The following is a 21989-nucleotide window of genomic DNA, read 5'->3' on the forward strand; positions in this document are numbered from 1 at the left end:
GCCGTGACGACGCCAGGCCCGGGCGGCGCAGGCGCGGCGGGCGTCGTCTGGCTGACGGCGATCGGGTGAACGCCATGACCCGATATTTCGACCGCATCCTCGAGCCCGAACTGCTGGACGAGGAAGCCTGGGCCGCGCCCGAGCGGCTGACGCCCGACGACTGTTTCGACCAGCTGGGGAGCGATTGGCGCAGGCCCGCCGCCCCTGGGGATCAGGAGGATGAAGGATGACCGAGATAGAGAGGAGCGAGATTGGGCTGGCCGAGGGGCGCTGGCTGTGGCGACGGCTCTATGTCTTCGCCGCCAGTCTTGGGTTGTGGTGGCTGCTGGCGCGGGCGGTGGGGCGGACGGCGCCCGCCGACCTGCCGCGCGTGGCCGAGGGGTTGATGGGCCTTTTGGCCCTGATGCTGGTCCTCTATCTGGTGGCGCCGAGCGCCCAGCAGATGATCGCCATGCTGGCCAATCTGCGCCTGCGCCTGGCGGCGGGAGGGCGGAAATGAGCTTTCGTCTTTCGCAACGCTCTCGCGCCCGGTTGCAGGGTGTCCACCCCGACCTGATCGCCGTGGTCGAGGCGGCGATCGGCCGAACCGAGGTGGATTTCATGGTGACGGAGGGGCTGCGCGACCCCGCCCGCCAGGCGGCCTTGGTCAAGGCGGGAGCCAGCCGGACGCTCAACTCGCGCCACCTGACCGGCCATGCGGTCGACGTGGCGGCCTTGATCGACGGCCGCGTCCGCTGGGACTGGCCGCTGTACGGGCGCATCGCCGAGGCCTTCAAGGCGGCGGCGCGCGACCTGCGAACGCCGCTGACCTGGGGCGGGGACTGGACCCGTCTGAGGGACGGTCCGCATTTCGAGCTGGACCGGAGGGCCTATCCATGAGGCGCCGAGACCTGGTCCGGACGCTGACGCCGCTGGGGTGGCTGGCCCTGGTCGGGGCGGCGGTCCTGCTTCTGGCGGTCGCCGGACGCGGGCTGGGGCTGAGGTGGGACCCGTTCGACCTTCAGCAGAGACGGCTGGAGACGGCCCAGGCGCGCGCGACCTTGGCTGAGAGTGACGCAGAAGCTCGCCGCGTCGAGGCGGCGGGTCAGGCCCAGCAGGCCGCGCGTTTAGAAATCCATCACCGACAGACCCTGGCCGTGCAGCGGGCGACCGTCGCGGCCGTCACCCAGGCGAGGAGCGCCGACGATGCGAACGACCCGTTGGACCCTGTGCGGGCTGGGCGCCTGCGCGCTCATGACCGCGAACTGTGCCGGCTCGCCTCCGATCTCGACGGTTGCGCCGCCACGGCTGGTCCTGGCTGAAGCGGCGACGCGTCCCTGTGCGCTCGCGACACTGCCTGAAGCGCCTGGCCTGGCGGACTTGGAGGCCGCCTATCTGTTGCGCGGCGCCCAGATCGTCGCCTGCGACGCCGCGCGGCGGCTGGCGGTCGAAACCCTGACCGCCGAGCGGGCGATGCAGGATCGCCGGCAGGAGCCTTGAGGTGGAATATCTTGCCGAGTCAGGCGGCAGATTCTGCCGGGCAGAGGCGTTAACCGGCAAAATCTGCCGGGTTATGAACGTGGTTTATCAAATCTAACGTAGCAAATTCAGCGTCTTGATGAAGCGTGCCCGGCGCCTGTTCGTGGCCTTGTCCTTGCTGCTTGCCGTCCCGAGCAGAAAGCTCCCGGCAGCCAAAATGGCGTCGGACATCGTCGAAGACAAAGGACAGCCAAAATGGCTAACAGCATCAACACGAACTACGGCGCCATGGTTGCGCTGCAGAGCCTCAACGCGACCAACAAGGCGCTGGAAACCACCCAGAACCGCGTCAACACTGGTCAGAAGGTCTCCTCGGCCAAGGACAACGGCGCGATCTTCGCGATCGCCACCGGTCAGCGCGCTGAAATGGGCGCCCTGGACGCCGTCAAGAACTCCATCCAACGCGGCCAGTCGGTCATCGACGTGGCGCTGGCGGCGGGTGAAGTGATCTCCAAGGCTCTCGAGGAACAGAAGTCCCTCGCGGTCGCGATTCAGTCTTCGGTCGCCGGTTCGGCTGCCGAGACGGCGTACCTGGCTGACTTCAACGCCCTGGGCAATGAAATCACCAAGGCGCTGGGCGGCGCCAACTTCGACGGCGTCAACCTGTTCTCGGCCGGTTCGGCGACCAACAACCTGGTCGTGCAGACGGGCACGGCGGCCGGCGACACCTTCTCGGTGCACGCTGTTGCTGGAGCGGCCACGACCGTCGCCACGGCGACGGGTTCGATCGCTCGCGCCGGCGCGACCGCCGCTGCGGTGGAGACGGCCATCACGGCTTTCTCGGCCAAGCTGGGCTCGCTGGGCAGCAACTCCAAGTCGCTGGAGCGTCAACTGACCTTCACCTCCAAGGTGCAGGACTCGGTTGAAGCCGGTATCGGCAACCTGGTGGACGCCGACCTGGCCAAGGAAAGCGCCAAGCTGACGGCTCTGCAAACCAAGCAGCAGCTGGGTGTGCAGGCGTTGGGCATCGCGAACCAGTCGAGCTCGATCCTGCTCGGCCTGTTCCGCTAATAAAGACGTGGCCGGGGGCGGACCTTGCGGTTCGCCCCCGTTCGCACGTCCGGAGACGGGAGGCGCGGCGTGACCGCGCGAGAGGGAAATGGCAGACAATGTCGCAAGAGTACCCGGCGTAGCCTTCATCAATCCCGAAGCCTTGGGGCAGGGTGTCGAAGCGCCTCAGCGGCCGGTCCAGCAAGATAACGACGCCGGCCGCTATCGCCTGACGATCGAGGAAGGTCCGAACGGCTTCGTTTACAAGACGGTTGACCGTGTCACGGGCGAGGTCATTCGCCAGCTGCCGCGCGAAGACGTCGTCAAAATGCGCCACAGCCCGGCCTATGGGGCGGGCGAGTTGATCAAGACAAAGGTCTGATCATCCGTTAGTTTCGATCGCAGCGCCGCCGGCTCGCCGGGCGGCGTCGCGTTCGTTTCCGCGTCGTTAACCATACGCTCAGGAATCAGCGACATTCTGGCCCCCAGAATTAGGACTGGGGCTAGAAGCCATGACCAACAGCGTTCTCACGAATTCCTCGGCGCTCATTGCGCTTCAGAACCTCAATTCCACGAATCAGAAACTGGCGGCGACCCAGAACCGGGTGAACACCGGCCTGAAGGTCCAGGGCGCCAAGGACAATGCCGCCACCTGGGCCATCGCCCAGAATCAACGGGCCGACACGGGCGCGCTGGAAGCGGTGAAAACCAGCATGAACCGGGCGACCTCTCTGGCGGACGTGTCGCTGGCGGCGGGTGAGCAGATCTCGGACCTGCTGATCGAAATGCGTCAGAAGGCGACCTCGGCCGCCGATCCGTCCGCCTCGGCCGCGTCGCGCAAGGCCTATGACGACGAGTTCCAGTCGCTGCTGAAGTCGCTCACGTCGTTCGCCATGAACGCCACGTTCGACGGCGAGAATATTCTGAACGGAACCAGCACGACGACGCTGGACTTCCTCGCCAACGTCGGCGCGACCGAAATCATCAGCATGGACCGCCAGGACATGACCCTGACGGGGCTGGGGCTGGGAGGCGCGATCGACCTGACCAATGCGGCCAACGCCAACGCGGCCCTGACCGCGGTCATCGCCGCGATCGACACGTCCAGCGCCAGCCTGGCCGAGCTGGGCGCCCAGGCCAAGCAGATCGAGAAGCACACCACCTTCGTCAGCAAGCTGATGGACTCGCTGGAGACCGGGATCGGCAATCTGGTGGACGCCGACATGGCCAAGGAAAGCGCCCGCCTGCAGGCGCTTCAGGTGCAGCAGCAGCTGGGCGCGCAGGCGTTGTCGATCGCCAACCAGGCGCCGCAGATCATCCTGTCGCTCTTCAAGGGCTGATCCTAGCTGAACGAGCGCGGCGCGCCGTGTCCGAGCGAGACCGGAGGCGGTTTGCGCCGGGACGGGCGCGGCGTCAGCCCATAGAGGCTGGCCAATTTCATGAGCAACCAACGCACGTAGGGCATAGGACGGATCCTTGGCCTGTGACGGGAGCTTGACCGTCCGGGAACGTGGATCAGCCGTTGCTGTTCCAGAGCGATCTTAAACAGTTCGTTACCGCGCGGGCGGCATGGTGGCTCGAAGGAGCGCAGGCCTGTGATCGACAACAGCTATCTTCTGGGAATGTACGGCCTGACGTCGACGAGCCCCGGCACGTCGAACGCGGCCGCGACCGCGAAGAAGAAGCAGCCGACCGCGCCCTGGAGCGTTTCGGTCAAGCCGCAGGCCCAGTCCGATCTGCTGCGCGCGGCGCTGAGCGGTCGTCGCTTCATCAACGAGGAAACGACCTCCCTGGACGTCAAGGGGACGTCGTCGGGCGACTATCGCAAGATCTTCGCCATGTATCAGGGCCTCTCCATGTTGGAGGCCATCACCGAGCGGGCGGGCCAAAAGGGGCTCACCGCACTCGAGAACGCCCAGCTCACGAAACGATTCGACACCGGGATGGCCGAGCTGGCCGCCTATCTGGGCGCGGGCGGGTTCGAGGGGCTGCGGATGGTCGAGGGCGTTTCGGCGACCAAGACGCAGACCGGCGCGGCCGTGGCGCGCGATTCGGCCAAATACGTCACGGGCCCGATCCACACCGGATCGTCGGCCGACGTCGTCGCCGCCTTCCAGGGCGATGTGAAGTTCAGCATCAGCGTCAAGTCGGTCGCGGGCGTCCAGACGGTCGGCATCGACCTGGCCGACATGGGCGCCCAGCTGCGCGCGCTTGAATCCGTGACGGCCCATATCAACGGCAAGCTGGAGGCGGCGGGCGTCCAGACCCGCATCACCAGTCAGCAGCTTCCCTCGGAACCGCGCGTCGTGAAGGCGGGGGACAAGACCATCACCCTGCCGGCGGGGTCGGACCAATGGGCGCTGAGCGTCCAGGGCGTGTCGTCCGAGACCGTCAGCTTCGCCCCCGTCGCATCTTCGGACGCGGTCTATGTGGTGCAAGGGGTCGGCAAGAGCGGCGACCACGAGGTGCTGAAATTCCAGGAAGGGGCGGCCAACACCTCCGGCGTCGCCTTCTGGGTGGACGGCCAGATCGGCAAGTCGGGCCTGCCGGACGGCGTCGAGGCCGTGCGCGCCAGCGCCGCGGGGCCGGACGGCTCGATGTGGATCGTCGCTGACGTCAGCGCCGGAACCTCGACCCAGCCGATCAAGGGCCAGGGCGACGTCGTGCTGATGAAGCTGGATTCCGCCGGCCAGGTGGTGGTCAGCCGGGCCCTGGGCGCCGCCTCGACCGCCAGCGGCTACGCCATTTCCGTCGATGCGAACGGCCGGGTGGCGGTGGCGGGCTCGGTCATCGGCGCGCTGGAGCCCGGCGCGTCGGGCGCTTCGGCCAATGTCGCGGACAGTTTCGTGACTGTCTTCGACGCCAAGGGCGTGGAGCAGTGGACCCAGCGCCGGGGCGCCAAGGCGGCGGACGAGGCGACCGCCGTGTCGTTCGGCGTCGACGGCCGCGTCTATGTCGCCGGGCGTTCGCAGTCGGCCATGTCGGGCGCGACCGCCAGCGGCGGCTGGGACGGCTATGTTCAGGCCTTCAGCGAGACCCAGATTCACAGCCTGGCGCCGATCACCGCGACCGCCTCGGGCGTCAACCAGTTCGGCACGGCGGGGGACGACAGCGTCCAGGCCATGACCGTGGACGGCGACAAGCTCTATACCGCCGGGATCGAGAACGGCCGCATGGTCGTGCGCCGCTTCCAGATCGACGCCACGGGCGCGCCGACGCTTTTGTCCACCCGCGACCTGGGCCAGTCGGGCAACGGCGAGATCGCCGGCCTTTCCGTCGTCAACGGCCAGGTGGTCGTCTCGGGCGCGACCCAGAACGGCGCGCTCGACATCGGCCAGGTCAATACAGCCCACGCGGGCGGGATGGACGCCTTCGTCGCCGTCCTGGCCGACGATCTCGGCGCCTCGGCCAACGACCGGCTGACCTACATCGGCGGAGCGGGCGACGATTCCGCCGCCGATGTAAAGGTCGCGGGCGGCAAGGTCTGGCTGACCGGGATTTCGGACCGCGCCATCGGCGCCAAGGCCACGGACCCGACCTCGGGCTATCTGGCCCGTCTCGACCCCCTGACCGGGGCGATGGAATGGAAGCAGACCTGGACCGGCGCGGACGCCCAGGCGGCGCCCATGACCATCGCCGTCGCCTCGGGCGGGGCCAGCGTGCTGGATCGGCTGGGCCTGCCCCAGGGCGAGATCCCCCAGTCCGATTCCAAGAGGTTGATCGACGTCACGGCTCTTCGGCCGGGCGACCGCTTCTATGTCGTCTCGGGCGACAGCGGCCGCTCAACGGCCGTGACCATCGACGCCAAGGAGACCTTGCAGAGCCTGGCGCGCAAGATCGAGACCGCGTCCGGCCGCAAGCTCAAGGTGACGATCAAGACCGACAAGGACCACGTCACCGGCATGGACGGCGACGCCAGGGTCACGGCCGGCGGCGTCCAGCGCCTGTCCATCGCCTTCACCGACGGGCGCCAGGGCGCGGTCTTGCGGGCGGGCGAGGCGGGGCGCGACGCTCTGGCGGGGCTGGGGCTGACGCCGGGCTTCATCGGACCGACGGACAGCGACCTGAAGACCTTCGGCCTCGATCTGCCCAAGGCGCTGAACCTGCGGGACGCCGAGGCGGCGAAACAGGCCCAGGCCAGTATCCAGTCCGCCATCAAGGTGCTGCGCGACGCCTACAAGGCCCTGGCGCCCGAAAGCACCAAGCCCAAGGTCACGGGGCAGGCCCCCGCCTATCTCAAGGCTCAACTGGCCAATTATCAGGCCGCGCTTGCACGACTCACAGCCTAGCGGCGGGGAACCCCGCTTTATGTTGACGCGTGCCGCGTCGCCGGGGTTATTGGGGCCATCATTGGCGTCGAGTCCCGCATGGCCCTTCCGAAAGACAATCGCACAGTCCTGATCGTCGGGGGCGGCCTGGCCGTCGTCGCGGCCGTGGCGGTGGCCCTGGTGTTCAGCGGAGGGCGCGACGAGCCGACCGAGGCGCCGCCCGCGTCCCAGGGCGGGCTGACCATCGATCTGGCCGAGGCGCCGACGCTGGAGCCCGCGCGCGAGCTGCGCTGCTTCGTCGACGGGCAGTTCGTCGGTCTGGCCACCCTAGCCGATTGCGCCCAGCGCAACGGCGTCGCCACCAGCGCCCTGGACGTCGGATTGGACGCCACCGGCGCCCTGGCCGCCGCCCCGACCGCCGCCTTCGCCCCGCCGCCCGAACTGCCCGCCGAGCCGGCGGTCGAGGTCGCCCCGGTCGATGAGGGCGCGTCGCCCGCCGAGCCTAGCCGTGCGGCGCCCGCTCAGGCTTCGGGCACGGCCTGCCTGCGCCACACGGGCTCGGAATGGCGTTCGATCGGCAACGGCATGAGCATCGGGGCCTGTGTTCAGGCGCTTTACGCAGGCACCTGCGTCCGCCCGGGCGAAGCTCAGTACGGCCGCTGGGGCGACACCACCCTACGTCTGGTGCCGCGTCGCGTCGAGCAGTCGAACGACAACAGCCGCTTCCGCACCCTGGCCCAGCAGGACCGCAACTGTCAGTTCCCGGAGCTGGGCCGATGAGCCGCAAGACCGCCGCTTCCGCCGTCGCCGTCGGCCTTTTGGGCCTGACGCTCGCCGCCTGCGCCCAGAAGGGCGTCGAGGCGCCGACCGAGACGGGCGTCTGCTATCACGTGGTCCTGGCCGAGGATGGCAAGTCCGCGCCCCAGATCAATGTGGTCGCCCGCGACCAGAAGCAGATCGAGTTCTGCGCCGCCCGGCTCGAGGAAATGCGCCTGCGCTTCCTGCGCCTGGGCGGCACCAACCGCGACATGATCGGCGCCTATCAGGGCCAGTTCATCTTCATCGACCGGGGCGGCGTGAAGTTCGGCAAGACGCTGACGGGGCAGCGCTTCTTCGCCCTGACGCGCACCGGCGACGGCCGTCTGGCCATTCCGGGCGCCATCCAGCGCGAGATCGACGGTCGCCCGATCGCCGTCGCCCCCAACTAGAATTCCCGCCCGCTCGGGTGTGAACAAAACTGGAACATTCCGTCGCAATCCGCTAGGGATCGACGGCAAGAACATAAAAGGACATCGGTCATGGCCGGCAGCGTCAACAAGGTCATCCTCATCGGCAACCTGGGCAAGGACCCGGAAATCCGCACGCTGAACAGCGGCGACCGCGTCGCCAACCTGCGCATCGCCACCTCGGAGCAATGGCGCGACAAGGCCACTGGCGAGCGCAAGGAAAAGACCGAGTGGCACGCGGTCGTCATCTTCAACGAGAACATCGTCAAGGTGGCCGAGAACTACCTGAAGAAGGGCTCGACCGTTTACATCGAGGGCTCGCTGCAGACCCGCAAATACACCGACGCCCAGGGCGTCGAGAAATACTCGACCGAGATCGTGCTGCAGCGCTTCAACGGCCAGCTGACCATGCTGGGCGGTCGTAACGACAGCCAGGGCGGCGGCATGGGCGATCGCGGCGGCTACGGCGGCGGCCGCAACGACGACGACTACTCCTCGGGCTTCTCCACCGGCGGCGCCAACAAGCCCTCGGGTCCCAAGGAAAGCTACGACCTGAACGACGACATCCCGTTCTAAGGTCGGCTCATCCGAACGATCGGGCCGCGTCTTCCGAGAGGAGGGCGCGGCCTTTTTCGTGTCAGCGGGCGAAGCGGCCCCTGGCGGCAGCGGTGCTCAGGGCCTCGCGGACGCCGGCGGTCAGTTCGGGCAGGGACTGGACCTGTTTGACGCCGTAGGCCTGTGCCGTGATGTCGACGTTGCCCTTCCTCCAGAAGCCCTCGGGGGCCAGGACGATCAGCTTTCCGCCGCGCGCGTGCAGGCCCATTTCCAGCAGGCTGATGGGGCTTTGCGTGCCGGGGGCGAAATACATGACGATGACGTCGGCGGATTCCAGCGCCGCCAGCTCCCACTCGACCTGACGACGGAACTCGGGCTCGTCGGCCTCGGGGCGCCACTCGGGGTTCCAGTCGGGGCGGCGGGGATTGAGGATCACCACGTCCATGTCGGCCAGGGCCGCTGTCATCGCCGCCTGCCAGTCGGGCGCGCCGCCCATGTCTATGCTGCCGCCCAGGAAGACGCGCGGGCGGCTGTCGTCGATGGGCAGGGGCTGAGGCGAGACCACGGCGGTCGGTCCCTTGGCGGTCTGCGCCAGCGCGGGCGCGGCGCCCAGGGTGGCGACGGTGATCATCAGGGCGGCCATCGTGCGGTTCATCGATCCTGCCTCGTTTCGCGGATGGGCGGCGGCATAGCATCCTGCCCGGCGAATAGTAGGGCAGGCGCGATGGAAAAGAGCGGTCATCGAACGTGACGGGCCTTTCACGCTCGCCTGTGGCATCAGGTCACGGTGTCCAGCCAACGCCATTCCCCGCTGAGTTTGCTCGAGATCGCCGCCATCATCGCCGTGATGCTGATCTGGGGCGTCAACAACGCCGCCGCCAAGGTCGCCACCGAGGTCATGCCGCCGCTGATGGTGGGGGCCTTGCGCTTCGCCATCGCCGCCGCCTGTCTGGTCTGGTTCGTGCGGCCGCCCTTCCCGAACTGGAAGAGCCTGCTGATCATCGCCGTGGTGGGCGGACCGATCCACTACGGCCTGATCTATCTCGCCTATTGGCTGGCCCATGACGTCAGCCCGGTGACCGTGGCGACCCAGCTGTGGATCCCGCTGACCTCGTTGTTCGCCTTCCTGCTGCTGGGCGAACGGATTTCGCGGATGGCGACGGTCGGGCTGGTCATCGCCTTCGCCGGGGTGGCCTGGATGACGCTGGACCCCCACGCCTTGCAGGACTGGAAGGCGATTGCGGTCGGGGCGGCCGGGGCCTCGGCCTGGGCGCTGACGACGGTGATCGCGCGGCGCACCACCTCCATTCCGCCGCTGAAGATGCAGGGGCTGCTGGCCCTGATGGCCTTCCCGGCGCTGACCGTCGGATCGCTGGTGTTCGAGACGGGGCAGTGGGAGGCGGCGCAGGTCGCCCCGCCCATCGTCTGGGGCACCCTGGTCTGGGCGGGTCTGATTTCGTCGGTGTTCGCGACCAGTCTGGTCTTCTGGCTGGTGCAACGGCGCGAGGCGGGGCGGGTGACGCCCTATCTGCTGGGCTCGCCGCTGGTCTCCATCCTGATCGGCTGGCTGTGGATGGGCGACGTGCTGACGCCGCAGATCGTGACCGGCGTGGCCATCGCCCTGATCGGCGTGATCACGGTCGCCCTGGGGGAGCGCGGCTTGCGCGCCGGCGCTCCCGCCAAGGTCTGATCGTCTCGCTTAGTTCGCGCCGAGGACGGCACAGGCCACGCGGTCGCCCGCGCCGCCGATGGGCTGGCTGTTGTGGTCGTCGGGGTTGGCGTGGATGACCAGGGCGGAGCCGTCGGCGTCCCACAGCCACTGGCCGGGGCCGTCCTGGCTGATGCGGGCCCTGGTGGTGAAGAACTCGGCCTTGGCCGAGCCGTCCGCGGCGGCGTAGAGGTTGGGCAGGTCGCCGTCGTCCGGACCCTGGGCGTTCAGCAGGCCGTGGGGCGTCTTGGGATCGGTGTGGTTGATGTGAGCGCCCGCCGAGGTGAAGGGGGCGGCGCACTGGCCCGTGGCGTGGATATGGATGCCGTGCCAACCGGGCGTCAGGCCCGTCGCCTCGACCTTGATCAGCAGGCCGGTCGGCCCTTGCGTCAGCGTCGCCTTGCCGATTTCCGCGCCCTGACCGTTGATGATCGACGCCTGTCCCGTCTGGCCCGGCGTGGCGCGCGGGATCATGGCGGAATGGTCGACGGCGGCCGCCTGAGTCGAGGCTTGGGCGTGCGCCCCGTGGCCCATGGCGGCGTGGTCATGAGACTGGCTTGGGCTCTGGGCCGAAGCCGCTCCGGCGATCAGCGAAGCCGCCGCGACGGCGGTGAGGGTGGCAGCAGTCAGACGCATGGTTTTCCTGTCCTTTTGGGCATGGGGATATCAGCGGCGTTTCTTTGCCACAACGCCCCCCGGATGCTAGAAACCGGAATAGCGGATCACGTTCCGATTCCGGCCATTTGAAGCCTGATTTCCTTGACCGACGACAGCTACGACAACGCCGCACCTTCGGCGCCCGGCGACATCTCCATCATCACGATCGAGGACGAGCTGAAACGCTCCTACCTCGACTACGCCATGAGCGTGATCGTCAGCCGCGCCTTGCCGGACGCGCGCGACGGTCTGAAGCCGGTTCACCGTCGCATCCTCTATTCGATGCACGACCTGAACATGACGCCCGAGCGGTCGTATTCGAAGTGCGCGCGTGTCGTCGGTGACGTGCTGGGTCGCTTCCACCCCCACGGCGACGCCTCGGTCTACATGGCCCTGGTGCGGATGGCGCAGCCCTTCTCGATGGGGCTGATGCTGGTCGACGGTCAGGGCAATTTCGGCTCGGTCGACGGCGATATGCCGGCCTCCATGCGTTACACCGAGGCCAAGATGGCCCCGGCGGCGGTGGCCCTGCTGACCGACATCGAAAAAGACACCGTCGATTTCCAACCGAACTACGACGAGAAGGAGCTGGAGCCCGTCGTCCTGCCGGCGCGGATTCCGAACCTGCTGGTCAACGGCGCGGGCGGCATCGCCGTCGGCATGGCGACCAACATCCCGCCGCACAACCTGGGCGAAGTCGTCGACGCGGCCGTGGCGCTGCTGGACAACCCCGACATGGGCGACGAGGCCCTGCTGGACATCGTGCCCGGCCCCGACTTCCCGACGGGCGGCGAGATCATGGGCCGCACCGCGCCGCGCAATGCGCTGCGCGACGGACGCGGCTCGGTCATTGTGCGCGGCAAGGCTTCGGTCGAGGAAATCCGCAAGGATCGCGACGCCATCGTCATCACCGAACTGCCGTTCCAGGTGAACAAGCAGACCCTGATCGAACGCATCGCCGAAATGGTGCGCGAGAAGCGTCTGGAAGGCATTTCCGACGTTCGCGACGAGTCCGACCGTCAGGGCATGCGCATCGTCATCGAGCTGAAGCGCGACGCTTCGGGCGACGTCATCCTGAACCAGCTGTTCCGCTATACGGCGCTGCAATCCTCGTTCGGCGTCAACATGCTGGCGCTGAACCACGGCCGTCCCGAACAGATGGGCCTTCGCAAGCTGCTGGAGCTCTTCCTCGAGTTCCGTGAGGAAGTGGTCGTCCGCCGCGTCAAGTTCGAGCTGGCCAAGGCCCGCGACCGCGGCCACGTCCTGGTCGGTCTGGCCGTCGCCGTCGCCAACATCGACGAAGTCATCCACATCATCCGCAGCTCGGCCGATCCGGCCGAGGCGCGCGAACGCCTCCAGGCCAAGGCCTGGCCGGTCGGGGACATGATGGCCCTGGTCGAGCTGATCGCCGACCCGCGCACGGTTCTGGTGGATGGCGACAAGATCCGCCTGACCGACGAACAGGCCCGCGCCATCCTGGCCCTGACCCTGTCGCGTCTGACCGGCCTGGGCCGCGACGACATCTTTGGCGAGGCGCGCGGCCTGGCTGACACCATCCAGGGCCACCTGACCATCCTGTCGGACCGCGCCAACGTCCTGGCCATCATCCGCGAAGATCTGCTGCTGGTGAAGGAGCAGTTCGCCGTGCCGCGCCGCACCCTGATCGGGGAAGGCGACGCCGAGATGGAAGACGAAGACCTGATCCCGCGTGAGGACATGGTCGTCACCGTCACCCTGGGCGGCTACGTCAAGCGCGTGGCGCTGAACGCTTATCGGACCCAGCATCGCGGCGGCAAGGGCAAGTCGGGCATGACCATGAAGGACGAGGACGCCATCACCGGCGTCTTCTCGGCCTCGACCCATACCCCGGTCCTGTTCTTCGCCACCAACGGCAAGGCCTACAAGCTGAAGACCTGGCGTCTGCCGCTGGGCAACCCGCAGTCGCGGGGCAAGGCCTTCGTCAACCTGCTGCCCATCGAGCCGGGCGACAGCATCATGAACGTGCTGCCGCTGCCGGAGAACGAGTCCGAGTGGGACAACTACGACATCATGTTCGCCACCAAGTCCGGCGACGTGCGGCGTAACAAGCTCAGCGATTTCGCCACGGTGAACCGCGCGGGCAAGATCGCGATGAAGCTGGAAGACGGCGACCACATGGTCGGCGTGGCCATCTGCAACGCTGACGACGACATCCTGCTGACGACCAAGCTGGGCCGGGCCATCCGGTTCAAGGCCGACGACGTGCGCGTGTTCAAGGGCCGGGATTCGACCGGCGTGCGCGGCATTCGTCTGCAAGGCGAGGACGAGGTTATCTCGATGGCCGTCCTGGGCCGCGTGGATGCTTCGCCGGAAGAACGCGCCGCCTACGTCAAACACGCCAACGCCATGCGCAAGGCCCTGGCCGGCGCGGACGCGGACGAAGAGGTCGCGACGGTCGAGGCGGACGACGAGGTTGTCGGCGACGCGGCCCTCAGCGTCGAGCGCATCGCCGAACTGGGCGCGGCCGAGCAGTTTATCCTGACGGTCACGGAAACCGGCTTCGGCAAGCGCTCCTCGGCCTATGAGTATCGCCGCACCGGTCGCGGCGGACAGGGGCTGACGGCGCATGGTCTGGGCGGTCGCGCCGGAACGCGACTGGCTGCGGCCTTCCCGGTCGAGGACAGCGACGATCTGATGCTGGTCACCGACGGCGGCCAGATGATCCGCACCCCGGTCAGCCAGGTCCGCATCGTCGGCCGTTCCAGCCAGGGCGTGACCATCTTCCGCACCGGCAAGGACGAGAAGGTCGTCTCGGTCGAGCGTCTGCCCGACTCGGGCGGCGACGACGACGGCGCGGATGAAACCGTGGCCGACGAGGGCGGCGAGGGCTGATCGGCTCTCAGGCGGATATGACGGCGGGCATGGCTGACGTTCTGATGCAGATCGACGGCCGGCCCGCCAGCGCCGCCGACCTGGGCCATTTCGTCCTGTCCAACTATGGCGCCTTCACCTCGATGCAGGTGGAGGACGGCGCGGTGCGGGGCCTGGATCTGCACCTAGCCCGACTGGAAGCCGAGGCCATCGAATTGTTCGGCGTCGCCGTGCCCGAGGCGACCCTGCGGGAACGGATGCGGCAGGCGCTGCATGGGCGATCGGGCCGGTTCAGCCTTCGGGTCAATCTCTTCTCTGACGCGATCAGCCTGCGGGCGCCGGACGCGGTGGTGCAGCCGCGCGTCCTGGCCACGCTGTCGCCGCCAGCGTCGCCGCTGACCACGCCGCTGCGGCTGCAGACCCAGATCTACGCCCGCGAAGTCCCGCATCTGAAACACGCCGCCACCTTCGGCCTGACCCGCGCGCGGCGTCAGGCGGTGCTGGCCGGGTTCGACGACGTCCTGTTCGTCGATGGCGAAGGGCGGATTTCCGAAGGCTCCATCTGGAATATCGGCTTCGTCCAGGGCGAGACGGTGGTTTGGCCCGAGGCGCCCATGCTGGCCGGGACGGGTCAGGCCTTGCTGCAACGCGGGCTGGCGAGCGCGGGCCTGGGCGAAGAGACGCGGCGCGTGACCTTGGCCGACCTCGGCGCGTTCGACGCCGCCTTCATCTGCAATAGCGCCACGCCGACCTGCGAGGTGGCGGCCATCGACGGTCATCGCTTCGACCCGTCCGACGCCCTGATCGCGCGTCTGATCGACGCCTGGCGCATAAACCCGCGTCAGGCGATCTAGGCCGTTGATTTCGCACCTGCTAAACCAATCGAAACGCGGGGAGGCGAACGCCATGCGTATCGGACTGTATCCGGGCACTTTCGACCCGGTCACGAATGGCCATATGGATATCATCGGGCGGGCCATCAAACTGGTCGACCGCCTGGTCATCGGCGTGGCCCAGAACGACGAGAAGGGGCCGCTGTTCTCGACCGCCGAGCGCGTCGAGATGCTGAAGGCCGAGGTCGCGCGCTTCAACGCCGACATCGAGGTGCGGCCTTTCAGCAGCCTGCTGATGCATTTCGCGGAAGAGGTGAACGCCAACGTCATCGTGCGCGGCCTGCGCGCGGTCGCGGACTTCGAATACGAGTTCCAGATGACGGCGATGAACCAGCGCCTCAACAGCGACATAGAGACCGTGTTCCTGATGGCCGATCCGCGCCATCAGGCCATCGCCTCGCGGCTGGTGAAGGAGATCGCCCGTCTGGACGGCGCGATCGAGAGCTTCGTCAGCCCGGCGGTCGCCGCCCAGGTGCGCGCCAAGGTGCAGCGCTAGATTTCAGGATAGACATGAACCTCAAGACGCTTCTGGCCGCCGCCGCGGTCTCGATGATTGCGGGCGGCGCGGTCGCTCAGACCGCTGAATGGCGCACGGTTTCGCCCGACAACCTGCTGGTGATCGACACCGCCAAGGGCCGGGTTCTGGTCGAGCTGGAGCCGCGCGCCGCGCCGAACCATATCGAGCGCATCCGCACCCTGACCAATCGCGGCTTCTACGACGGGCTGAAATTCCACCGCGTCATCCCCGATTTCATGGCCCAGACCGGCGACCCCCAGGGCACCGGCGCGGGCGGCAGCGACCTGCCGGACGTCAAGGGCGAGTTCAGCTTCCGGCGCGGGCGCGACAGCGGCTTCGTTGCGGTCGAGAACAGCGGCCCCGGCGTGCGCGGGATCATGGGCAGCCTGCCGGTCGCGACCCAGCCCGACGCCCAGATGTTCGTGACGGCTGATTTCAAGACCACGGCCAGCGGCCTCTTCTGCCCCGGCGTAGCGGGCATGGCGCGCGCCGGTTCGCCCGACAGCGCCAACAGCCAGTTCTTCCTGATGACCGGCCAGAACGATATGCTGAACGGCGGCTACACGACCTTCGGTCGGGTGGTTCAGGGGCTGGACGTGGTCAAGGCGCTCAAACCTGGCAGCGACGCCGAGGACGGCAAGGTCGGCCCCAACGCCGACGTCATGACCAAGGTGCAGTTGGCCTCGGCCCTGCCGGAGAGGCAGCGCCCGACTGTGCGCGTTGCCGTGCCCGGCTCGGCTGCCTTCAACGCCGCCGTCGAGGCCGCCCGCGCCGCGCGGGGGGCCCGCTTCGGCATCTGCGACGTGCAGCCGGTGGTCGAGGTCACGGGCGGCTGATTTTTCTGATTGGGGGAGGGACGACGATGCGCTTTTCAACGGGTTTGGCGGCGGCGTCCGTCCTGATGCTGGCCAGCGCGGCCTGGGCCCAGGAGGCGGCGCCGGTGGTCGCGTCCGTGTCCGCTCCGGCGTCTGAGTGGCGCGCGGTTGCGGCCGAGAACCTGCTGGTGATCGATACCGACAAGGGTCGCGTCCTGGTCGAACTGGCCCCCGAGGTTGCGCCGGGCCATGTCGAGCGCATCCGCCTGCTGGCCGGGCGCGGCTTCTTCGACAACCTTCTGTGGCACCGGGTGATCGATCACTTCATGGCCCAAACCGGCGATCCGCTCGGCAGCGGCGAGGGCCAGAGCCCCTATCCCGACCTGAAGGCCGAGTTCACTTTCCGTCGCGACAGTCAGACGCCCTTTACGGCCGTGGCCGCGCCCGCCGGGTCCGTGGTGGGCTTCCTGCGCTCCTTGCCGGTCCAGTCCCAGCCGGACGCCCTGATGGCGAAGATGGAGGGGGGCAGGGTTTCGGCCTGGGGCCTCTATTGCCCCGGCGTCGCCGGCATGGCGCGCGACGATGCGCCGGACAGCGCCAACAGCCAGTTCTTCCTGATGCGTCAGCCCTATCCGTCGCTGGAGAAGCGCTACACCATCTGGGGCCGGGTCGTGTCCGGTCTGGACGTGGTGCGGGCGCTGAAGTTCAGCCCCAACCCCGACGGCATCGTCACCGGCCCAGACCGGATGACCCGGGTGCGCGTCGCCTCCGACCTGCCTGAGGCCGAGCGCCCGGCCGTGCAGGTTCTGGATACGAACTCGGCCCGGTTCCGCGCGCTTGCCGACGCGGCGCGTCAGGCCAAGGGCGCGGACTTCTCGGTCTGCGACATCGACCTGCCGGTTCAGGTCGCCGGAGCGCCCGCCGCCTGATCCGAGGAGCCTGAGCGGCCCCGGCGACGGCGTCGACGGGGCTTCTGGCGGTCTTCGCGCATCCTTTGCAGCAGCAGGCCTTCGCGCAGGCCCCGGTCGGCGACGCGCACACGCTCGCACGGCCAGGCGCGCTGCACCGCCTCCAGGATCGCGGCGCCCGCCAGTACCAGGTCGGCGCGGTCGGGGCCGATGCAGCTTTCCGCCGCCCGGCCCGCAGGTCCCAAAGTCTTGAGCCGCAGGGCCGCCGCCTCGCAGTCGCCGCGCGTCATCCACAGACCGTCCACCAGATCGCGCTGATAGCGGCGCAGGCCCAGGTGGATGCCGGCCAGGCTGGTGATGGCCCCCGAGGTACCGACCATATGCACCCGCCCGCTCTCGAACAGGCCGCGCACCCGGTCGTCATTCGGAGCGCCGGTGGCCAGGACGGCGCCGACATCGGCGACCATGGCTTCGTACCAGGCCTCGGTGTCGCCGACGGGTTCCGGATGGCGCTCGGCCAGGGTGACCACGCCGAGGGGCGCCGACATCCAGCCCTTGCTCTCAAACCCTTGCGCGCCGCGCATCAGCCAGGACAGCTCGGTCGAACCGCCGCCGACGTCGATGACCAGAACCGCCTCGGCGCGCGGGTCGAAGAGGTTCAGGCAGCCGGCGACCGACAGGCTGGCCTCTTCGGCCGGATCGATGATCCTGAGCTTCAGCCCGGTGCCGCGCCGCACCCGCTCGATAAAGGCCTCGCCGTTTTCGGCCGCCCGGCAAGCCTGGGTGGCGACGGCGGTCAGGCGCTCGGCGTCCAGGCCCTTGCGGGCCACGCGCTCGGCGCACAGGGCCAGGGCGTCGTAGGCCCGGTCCATGGCGCGGTCGTCAAGGCGGCCGGTCCGCGACAAGCCTTCGCCCAGCCGCACGATGCGGCTGAAGCTGTCGACCACCCGAAACCCGTCGCGCGACGGGCGCGCGATCAGCAGGCGGCAATTATTGGTCCCCAGGTCGAGCGCGCCATAGAGGGGCGCATCGCGACCGGAAGCCCCGGAACTGCGGGACTTCGTGGGCTGGGACCGCGCGTCGCGCCGTGCGGGCGCGCCAGGGGTCTCCGGCATGGGCCGAGCTTTCATGTGGGCGGTCCAAAACGGCGCCCGTCCTGATCAGGTTAAACCGGTCAAAGCGGTCAAGCCAAGACATTCTGTCGCATTGATGAACGGCCCGGATGCATCCGCTTCAACTCGCCAAGCGTATTGTCTGCAGCATGACCCAGGTTCACACAGCCCGGTTCGGCCTCGGACAGATCGTCCGGCATCGCGACCACGCCTTCCATGGTCTGGTCATGGATGTGGACGCCCAATACGCAGGCCCGGCCGCAGAGACGGGCGTGGTCGCCAGCGATCAGCCCTTCTATCGCATCCTCATCGCCGACATCGAGGGCGGGGTGATCGCCTACGCCGCCGAGGACGCCCTGGTGGCGACGCCGGAGATCGAGCCTCTGTCGCCCGAGGACGAGCGGGAGTGGTTCACCATCGACGCTCAAGGCCGCCACGCGCCGCGTTCGCAAACGCTGCAATAGCCATGCGTGACGGCGGCTGTATCGCGCGCTAATCTGCCCCCAACGGCCGTCAGAGCCGAGAGGAGCGTTCCCATGTCCGATTTCGAACACGTCTTTGAAGCCCCGCCGGAAGGCGCCGCCGCCGACTGGACCATCCCCCAGAACTGGGCGGCCTATACCGACGTCGAGCACGAGACCTGGAACACCCTCTACGCGCGGCAGATGAAGATTCTGCCGTGCCGCGCCTGCGAGGCCTATATGCGCGGGCTGGATGCGCTGGACCTGAACCTGGGCGGCATCCCCGACTTTGAGGTGATGAACCCCAAGCTTCAGGCCCTGACCGGCTGGACCGTGGTCTGCGTACCCGGGCTGGTGCCAGACGAGGTCTTCTTCGATCACCTGGCCAACCGCCGCTTCGTGTCGGGCCAGTTCATCCGCAAGCCGGATCAGCTGGACTACCTGCAGGAGCCGGACATCTTCCACGACGTCTTCGGCCACGTGCCGATGCTGACCGACCCCGACTTCGCCGCCTATATGGAGGCCTATGGCAAGGGCGGGCAGCGGGCGGCGTCGCTGGGGATGCTGGACAAGCTGGCGCGCCTCTACTGGTACACGGTCGAGTTCGGCCTGATGAAGGAGGCCGACGGCCTTCGGATCTACGGCGCGGGCATCGTCTCCTCGGCGATCGAGAGCGTGTTCAGCCTGGAGGACGCCTCGCCGAACCGTCTGGGCTTCGATCTGGAGCGGGTGATGAAGACCCTCTACCGGATCGACGACTTCCAGCAGGTCTACTTCGTCATCGACAGCATCGAGGAACTGAAGGCCGTGACGCTGCAGGACTTCGGCCCGCTCTACGAGCGGCTGAAGGGGGCTGAGGACCTGCCGATCGAGACCATCCTGCCGAGCGATGTCGTCTTCACGCGCGGGACCCAGGCCTATGCCAACAAGGGCGGGCGCTTCGCGGCCTGACGACGGCTCGCGGAAAAACAGAGTCCAATTCGTCTGAATCGTCTGAAATCTCCTCTGCGGTCTTGAGCAGAGGGGATGATGGCGCACGGCGGAGGGATGGCGAGGACAAGCGTGCCGGAGACACGCAAAGCCCATGTTTTCCTAGGATCGCGAGGCCGGGTTATGACGCCTCAGCGATCACGCACCTGACGCCGGCTCAGGCGCGGCCAGGCGGTCCAGGTTCCGACGGCGTAAGCCAGGCCGTAGGCCAGCACGATCAGCGAACTCCACCAGATGAAGGGGGTGATTCCGGCAAGGCCCTGGGGGTGCAGGAGCATGGCCGGGACCAGCACCAGCCCGCGCGCCAGATAGATCAGGCTGATGAGGATCAGGCCGGTCCTGAGCAGCGGAAGCCGGGGCAGGACGCCTGCGCCGGAAAAGGCGTAGGCGGCCCAGATCGTCAGGATGGTCGCTATGCCCGTGGTCACGACGGCCGGATACCAGTGGCCCGCTGCGGCCATCTGCGCCATTGGTTCGCCGGCGCCGAAGAAGCGGTAGCCGTCGGGCCCTATCCCGATCACAACGAGGTGCAGGGCGGCGGCCAGAAGGCTCAACAGGCCCCCGGCAATCAGCCAGGGATTGCGGGGGGCGGGCGGCGCCATCAGTCGCGCTGGAACGGATAGAAGTCCGTCCCCAACGCCAGGATTCCCGTCAGTTCGTCCAAGGCACCGCGCGTTTCGTCCAGCAGGGCGGGGTCGGCCAGGTTGCTGGCGGTCAGGGTGTCGCGATACCAGCGCTCGGCCCAGGTCGACAGGCGGGCGTGCAGGGCGTCGGTCAGGCGCATGGCGGGGTTGGTGGCGGCCAGTTCGTCTTCGGTCAGGACGACGCGGAGGCGCAGGCAGGCGGGGCCGCCGCCGTTGCGCATCGACTGGCGCACGTCGACGTATTCGACCCGACCGATGGGGCCGTTGGAGGCGGCGAGCGTTTGCGCGACCGCATGGCTGCGGGCGTTGTCGCGCGTCTCGGTCGGGCAGATCAGGGTCAGGCGGTCCTCGCCCGGAATCTGGATCAGCATGGAGTTGAACAGATAGGAGCTGATGGCGTCGGCCAGCGGCAGGTCGGCGGCCGAGACCTCGACGAACTGCGGCTCGAACAGGCCGTCGGCGGCGCGGCGGATGGCGGCCTTGGTCGCGTCCGTGTCCTCGAAGGCCAGCTCGTGGAAGAAGAGGGTGTCCAGGGCGCCGACGCAGACCACGTCGTTGTGGAAGGTGCCGCCGTCGATGGCCGCGCGCGACTGCTGGGCCAGGACCGGGCGACCGGCCGCATGACAGCGCACGATCGCCTCGGAGGCCTCACGCGTCTGACGGGCGGGGAAACGGCCGTCCCAGGGCTCGAAGGCCTCACGGCCCCAGACCAGCAGATTGACCCCGCGCGCGCCGTGTTCGGCGCAGAGGCGGACGTGGTTGGCGGCGCCTTCGTCGGCCAGATGGGCGACGGCGGGCAGGGCGTCATGGACGGCGAACCGGGTCGCGTCCGGGAAGAGGGCGTCCAGCGCCCGCTTGGTCTGCTGGTGTTCCAGCGAGCGATGCAGGTTGGTGTGCAGGTTGGCGGGGGTGAAGTGGACCCGGCCGTCGGCGGCGTCAGCGCTGGGGGTCACGGTCGCGGCGTTGGCGGCCCACATGGGCGAGGCCGAACAGGCGGCGGCGGCGAAGGCCGGCGCGTCGCGCCAGGCCTTCGCCAGCACGGTCCTGTCGTTCCCCGAGAAGCCGAGTGAGCGCAGGAAGGGGATGTTCGGCCGTTCGTGCGGCGGCAGGACGAACTGGGGCAGGCCCAGGTCGGCCAGCCGCTTCATCTTGTCGAGGCCCTGCAACACCGCCGCGCGCGGGTTCGACGCCTCGCCCTTGTTCAGGCTGGAGGCGAGGTTGCCCGGCGACAGGCCCGCGTAGGAGTGGGTGGGGCCGATCAGGCCGTCGGCGTTGGCTTCGATGGCCTTCATGTTCACGCTCATGAGCCCTCCCCCTCGAGGGGGGAGGGTTGGGTGGGGGTGTTGGCAGGATGGTTATGGGGCGGGCGCGGGAGGCGGGACGGCGTCTCTTGCGTCATTTCCAGATGCGTCGCGGCTTCACCCCATCCCCCAACCCCTTCCCCCTCGAGGGGAAGGGGGGCTTTAGAGCGGATGGCCTGGGTAATTTCTGCGACGACGGCGTCGAGGTCGTGGGGGATGCGGCGGGTGTCGATCCGGAGGACGCGGTAGCCCTCGCTCGCCAGCCATTCATCGCGTTTCAGATCGCGCAGGGCGACGTCCATGCGATTGTGCACGCCGCCATCGACTTCGATCACCAGTCGGGCGCGCAGGCAGGCGAAGTCCACGACATAGGGGCCGATCGGGGCCTGACGCCGGATACGGATCGGCAGGCGGCGCAGGTGGTCCCAGAGCTTGGCTTCGGTCCAGGTGGGCGCTGACCTAAGACGGCGGGCGCGGGCGCGGGCGCATTCACGCGGCGTGACGCGAGGCGGGGTGATGAAGGGTTCGGAGCCGGTCATTGTGGCCGCTGCGGTTCAGGGGCGCGGTTGAGCCTCT

25 protein-coding genes are annotated in these 21989 nt (G+C 68.2%); 19 read left to right on the top strand and 6 right to left on the bottom strand.

What is annotated here, in order from left to right; translation table 11 throughout:
* From ACREEF_RS07870 to ssb, 11 genes are all read left to right on the top strand, one after another.
* A partial coding sequence (locus ACREEF_RS07870; protein ID WP_431565043.1) for a hypothetical protein occupies positions 1-230 on the top strand: 230 nt, incomplete at its 5' end.
* Complete coding sequence (locus ACREEF_RS07875) at positions 227-499, top strand: hypothetical protein (RefSeq protein ID WP_431565044.1); 273 nt, start codon at positions 227-229, stop codon at positions 497-499. The genes ACREEF_RS07870 and ACREEF_RS07875, both read left to right, overlap by 4 nt.
* Complete coding sequence (locus ACREEF_RS07880; protein ID WP_431565045.1) at positions 496-879, top strand: M15 family metallopeptidase; 384 nt, start codon at positions 496-498, stop codon at positions 877-879. The genes ACREEF_RS07875 and ACREEF_RS07880 overlap by 4 nt, the downstream gene beginning before the upstream one ends.
* On the top strand, positions 876-1301 hold the full coding sequence (locus ACREEF_RS07885) for a hypothetical protein (protein ID WP_431565046.1): 426 nt from the start codon (positions 876-878) through the stop codon (positions 1299-1301). Before ACREEF_RS07880 ends, ACREEF_RS07885 begins: the two co-directional genes overlap by 4 nt.
* A gap of 412 nt (positions 1302-1713) precedes the next feature.
* The gene (locus ACREEF_RS07890) at positions 1714-2529 is read left to right on the top strand and encodes a flagellin (RefSeq protein WP_431565047.1); all 816 of its coding nucleotides are present in this window, start codon (positions 1714-1716) and stop codon (positions 2527-2529) included.
* A gap of 88 nt (positions 2530-2617) precedes the next feature.
* Positions 2618-2890: a flagellar protein FlaG gene (locus ACREEF_RS07895; RefSeq protein ID WP_431565048.1), complete on the top strand. Its 273-nt coding sequence runs from the start codon at positions 2618-2620 to the stop codon at positions 2888-2890.
* 130 nt (positions 2891-3020) lie between these two features.
* Positions 3021-3848 carry a flagellin gene (locus ACREEF_RS07900; RefSeq protein WP_431565049.1) on the top strand — a complete coding sequence of 276 codons (828 nt, stop codon included), beginning with the start codon at positions 3021-3023 and terminating at the stop codon, positions 3846-3848.
* A gap of 255 nt (positions 3849-4103) precedes the next feature.
* Positions 4104-6797 carry a transcriptional regulator gene (locus ACREEF_RS07905; RefSeq protein WP_431565050.1) on the top strand — a complete coding sequence of 898 codons (2694 nt, stop codon included), beginning with the start codon at positions 4104-4106 and terminating at the stop codon, positions 6795-6797.
* 78 nt (positions 6798-6875) lie between these two features.
* Complete coding sequence (locus tag ACREEF_RS07910) at positions 6876-7556, top strand: hypothetical protein (RefSeq protein ID WP_431565051.1); 681 nt, start codon at positions 6876-6878, stop codon at positions 7554-7556.
* Entirely contained in the window at positions 7553-7984 is a 432-nt protein-coding gene (locus ACREEF_RS07915) for a hypothetical protein (RefSeq protein WP_431565052.1), read from the top strand. Before ACREEF_RS07910 ends, ACREEF_RS07915 begins: the two co-directional genes overlap by 4 nt.
* 90 nt (positions 7985-8074) lie before the next feature.
* Positions 8075-8578 (top strand): single-stranded DNA-binding protein, encoded by a 504-nt coding sequence (gene ssb, locus ACREEF_RS07920; RefSeq protein WP_431565053.1) that lies wholly within the window; start codon positions 8075-8077, stop codon positions 8576-8578.
* Positions 8579-8639: 61 nt separating this feature from the next.
* On the opposite strand, the gene ACREEF_RS07925 is transcribed toward ssb, so the two are convergent.
* Positions 8640-9212 (bottom strand): nucleoside 2-deoxyribosyltransferase domain-containing protein, encoded by a 573-nt coding sequence (locus ACREEF_RS07925; protein WP_431565054.1) that lies wholly within the window; start codon positions 9210-9212, stop codon positions 8640-8642.
* A gap of 132 nt (positions 9213-9344) precedes the next feature.
* On the opposite strand from ACREEF_RS07925, the gene ACREEF_RS07930 reads away from it, so the two are divergent.
* Complete coding sequence (locus tag ACREEF_RS07930; RefSeq protein WP_431565055.1) at positions 9345-10247, top strand: DMT family transporter; 903 nt, start codon at positions 9345-9347, stop codon at positions 10245-10247.
* Between the two features lie 9 nt (positions 10248-10256).
* Here the strand turns inward: ACREEF_RS07930 and ACREEF_RS07935 are convergent, their stop codons facing one another.
* Positions 10257-10799 (bottom strand): superoxide dismutase family protein, encoded by a 543-nt coding sequence (locus ACREEF_RS07935; protein WP_431565084.1) that lies wholly within the window; start codon positions 10797-10799, stop codon positions 10257-10259.
* Positions 10800-11024: 225 nt separating this feature from the next.
* Here ACREEF_RS07935 and gyrA point away from each other — a divergent pair, with 225 nt between their 5' ends.
* The 5 genes from gyrA to ACREEF_RS07960 are packed head-to-tail and all read left to right on the top strand — an operon-like array spanning position 11025 to position 16926.
* Positions 11025-13793: a DNA gyrase subunit A gene (gene gyrA, locus ACREEF_RS07940; protein ID WP_431565056.1), complete on the top strand. Its 2769-nt coding sequence runs from the start codon at positions 11025-11027 to the stop codon at positions 13791-13793.
* Between the two features lie 29 nt (positions 13794-13822).
* Complete coding sequence (locus tag ACREEF_RS07945; RefSeq protein WP_431565057.1) at positions 13823-14626, top strand: aminotransferase class IV family protein; 804 nt, start codon at positions 13823-13825, stop codon at positions 14624-14626.
* Positions 14627-14678: 52 nt separating this feature from the next.
* Positions 14679-15161 (top strand): pantetheine-phosphate adenylyltransferase, encoded by a 483-nt coding sequence (coaD, locus tag ACREEF_RS07950; protein ID WP_431565058.1) that lies wholly within the window; start codon positions 14679-14681, stop codon positions 15159-15161.
* 14 nt (positions 15162-15175) lie between these two features.
* On the top strand, positions 15176-16018 hold the full coding sequence (locus tag ACREEF_RS07955) for a peptidylprolyl isomerase (protein WP_431565059.1): 843 nt from the start codon (positions 15176-15178) through the stop codon (positions 16016-16018).
* A gap of 26 nt (positions 16019-16044) precedes the next feature.
* Positions 16045-16926, top strand: a complete 882-nt coding sequence (locus tag ACREEF_RS07960) for a peptidylprolyl isomerase (RefSeq protein ID WP_431565060.1) — start codon at positions 16045-16047, stop codon at positions 16924-16926.
* Here ACREEF_RS07960 and ACREEF_RS07965 read toward each other — a convergent pair.
* Entirely contained in the window at positions 16899-18020 is a 1122-nt protein-coding gene (locus ACREEF_RS07965; RefSeq protein ID WP_431565061.1) for a Ppx/GppA phosphatase family protein, read from the bottom strand. The two genes, ACREEF_RS07960 and ACREEF_RS07965, sit on opposite strands and share 28 nt — an antisense overlap.
* Positions 18021-18166: 146 nt before the next feature.
* On the opposite strand from ACREEF_RS07965, the gene hspQ reads away from it, so the two are divergent.
* Both hspQ and phhA read left to right on the top strand, forming a co-directional pair.
* Positions 18167-18481, top strand: a complete 315-nt coding sequence (gene hspQ, locus ACREEF_RS07970) for a heat shock protein HspQ (RefSeq protein WP_431565062.1) — start codon at positions 18167-18169, stop codon at positions 18479-18481.
* Positions 18482-18553: 72 nt separating this feature from the next.
* Complete coding sequence (gene phhA, locus ACREEF_RS07975; protein ID WP_431565063.1) at positions 18554-19429, top strand: phenylalanine 4-monooxygenase; 876 nt, start codon at positions 18554-18556, stop codon at positions 19427-19429.
* A gap of 170 nt (positions 19430-19599) precedes the next feature.
* Here phhA and ACREEF_RS07980 read toward each other — a convergent pair whose 3' ends face one another.
* The 3 genes from ACREEF_RS07980 to ACREEF_RS07990 are packed head-to-tail and all read right to left on the bottom strand — an operon-like array spanning position 19600 to position 21952.
* On the bottom strand, positions 19600-20070 hold the full coding sequence (locus ACREEF_RS07980) for a hypothetical protein (RefSeq protein ID WP_431565064.1): 471 nt from the start codon (positions 20068-20070) through the stop codon (positions 19600-19602).
* Positions 20070-21404, bottom strand: coding sequence for an N-succinylarginine dihydrolase (astB, locus tag ACREEF_RS07985; protein ID WP_431565085.1), 1335 nt, complete (start codon positions 21402-21404; stop codon positions 20070-20072). The genes ACREEF_RS07980 and astB overlap by 1 nt, the downstream gene beginning before the upstream one ends.
* 8 nt (positions 21405-21412) lie before the next feature.
* Positions 21413-21952, bottom strand: a complete 540-nt coding sequence (locus ACREEF_RS07990; protein WP_431565065.1) for an endonuclease domain-containing protein — start codon at positions 21950-21952, stop codon at positions 21413-21415.
* Positions 21953-21989: the final 37 nt, after the last annotated feature.

The sequence above is a fragment of the Brevundimonas sp. genome (genome assembly GCF_050729455.1).
GTDB lineage: Bacteria > Pseudomonadota > Alphaproteobacteria > Caulobacterales > Caulobacteraceae > Brevundimonas.